At 63.9% G+C, this 2168-nt stretch carries 1 protein-coding gene; it reads right to left on the bottom strand.

The features are described from left to right. Positions 1–2125, bottom strand: a 2125-nt coding sequence (locus tag EN935_RS32440; RefSeq protein ID WP_127374043.1) for a heavy metal translocating P-type ATPase, incomplete at its 3' end; no start/stop codon positions are given. Positions 2126–2168 lie beyond the last annotated feature (43 nt).

The raw sequence follows: 2168 nt of genomic DNA, 5'->3' as shown, positions 1-2168 counted from the left end.
GGATGGCGATCGGCACGGCGACGGCATTGTAGACGATCGCAATCGCGATGTTCTGGCGGATCAGGTGTCCCGCCTTGCGCGAGACGTCCAGCGCGAGAGGCACTGCCAGAAGGCTTTCGCGCAGGAATACGAAGTCGGCGGCATTGCGGCCAATGTCGGCGGCGGTGGCCGGAGCGATCGAGACATGCGCCGCGCTCAGCGCCGGCGTGTCGTTGAGGCCGTCGCCAACCATCAGAACCTTGTGTCCGTCTTTCGCCAGGGTCTCGATGCGCTCGACCTTGCCCGACGGCAGCAGGCACGGAACGAAGTCCTCGACACCCAGCATTCTTGCAACTTCACCGCAGGCACCTGCGGTATCGCCCGACAGCATTTGCATCGACACCCCAGTATCGTTCAATCGCTTGATCGCCGCCGCCGCGTCGGCGCGCAGCGCATCCTCGAAATCGAAGGTCGCGACAATGAACCCGTCTTTTGTCAGCACCGTTCCGCCATAGCCATGGTTGCCTTCACCACCGGTCCGGGCCTTCCATCCAGCCCATCCGCGTCGACCCAGCCGCCAGATGCTTCCGGCGACAGTGGCTTCGATCCCGAACCCCGGATGCTCTGTGACGGCATCGAATTTGTGTTGCCCGCCAGGAGCGGCAAAGCCGGTTATGGCCTTTGAAAACGGGTGACGCGAGTGCGCGGCCATGTCTGCCGCGATTGCCAGCATGGCCGGATCGATCGACGATGCATTGAGGAGCCGGGGTTGTCCGAGCGTGAGCGTTCCGGTCTTGTCGAACACTGCGTTATCAATCGTCGCCAGGCGCTCCATGGCCGAACCGTCCTTGACCATGATGCCGTTCTCGAACAGACGCCGCGCGGCGACCACCTGAACGATCGGTACGGCGAGGCCGAGCGCGCACGGGCAGGTGATGATCAGAACGGCAATGGCGATCGTCATCGCCCGGTGCCAGTCGCCCGTCGCCGCCATCCAACCCAGGAATGTCACGAAGGCGGTGAGATGAACCACGGGCGCGTAGAGTGCCGACACGCGATCAGCGATGCGGCGATAGTGCGCGCGACCGCCCTCTGCGGCTTCCATCAGCCGAACCATTTCGGCGAGGAACGAATCCTTCGCGGCGGCGGTCGCCTCGATCGTCAGCGGGCCGGTAAGATTGAGCACGCCGGCCTGCACGGCTTCGCCCGGCGCCACGTTTTTCGGCGCGCTTTCGCCTGAGGCCAGCGAGCAGTCGAGATCAGACGCTCCGTGGATGATCTTGCCGTCGACGGGGATCCTTTCACCGGCCGCGATCAGCAGCTGCATCCCCGGTTCGATCTCGCCAACCGGCAGATAGTCGCGCGCGCCATCGCCGCGCAGCACCATGGCGCCGCGTGCGGCCAGCTGCGACAGGCCTTTCACCGCGGTGCGGGCACGTTCGCGCATCACGTGATCCAGCGTCCTGCCGATCAAAAGGAAAAAAAGCAGCGAAACCGACGCGTCGAAATAGGCGTGGTCGCCATGGTTGATCGTCTCATAGAGGCTCATGGCGTAAGCGAGCGACACTCCGACCGCGATCGGCACGTCCATGTTCATGCGGCCGTGGCGCAGTGCATTCCAGGCCGAGCGGAAGAAGATGCCGCCGGCGAAGGCGAGCGCTGGGATGGCGATCAATGCGGAGACCCAGTGAAACAGGTCGCGGGTAGCCCCTTCGGCCCCGGACCAGACAGAGACCGAAAGCAGCATGATATTGCCCGCCGCGAACCCGGCAACCGCGACGGCGCGGATCAACTCCGAAAGCGTCCTGTCCTTTTCATCAATCTCGGGGGCGAAGAGATGCGCCTGGTAGCCGAGCCGTCCAAGCGCGGCGACGAACGGTGGAACCTCGTCGCCACGCCAGCGGACCGAGACCCGTTTCGTCGACAGGTTGACGCGGGCGCTCTCGACGCGATCGAGCGTTCCCAACGCCGTCTCGATCGTCTGGATACAAGCTGCGCAATGAACGCTCGGCACCGAAAGATCGGTTTGGCGGAGATCATCTCCAAGCGATCGGCTCGCCAGCCTGATCTCTTGACTAGACGGCAGGACCGACGTGGTGCTGCCCAGATCAAGCGCCATTTCGGCGCCCGGTGCACAACAACTCATTTCAGCGCTCCATGGGAAATCATGATCCTGCGGACTTCGCGGT

This window comes from Mesorhizobium sp. M7D.F.Ca.US.004.03.1.1 (genome assembly GCF_003998635.1).
Lineage (GTDB): Bacteria > Pseudomonadota > Alphaproteobacteria > Rhizobiales > Rhizobiaceae > Mesorhizobium > Mesorhizobium loti.
The sequence above is the reverse complement of the archived record's forward strand: the minus strand, read 5'-3'. Positions and strand labels throughout refer to the sequence as shown.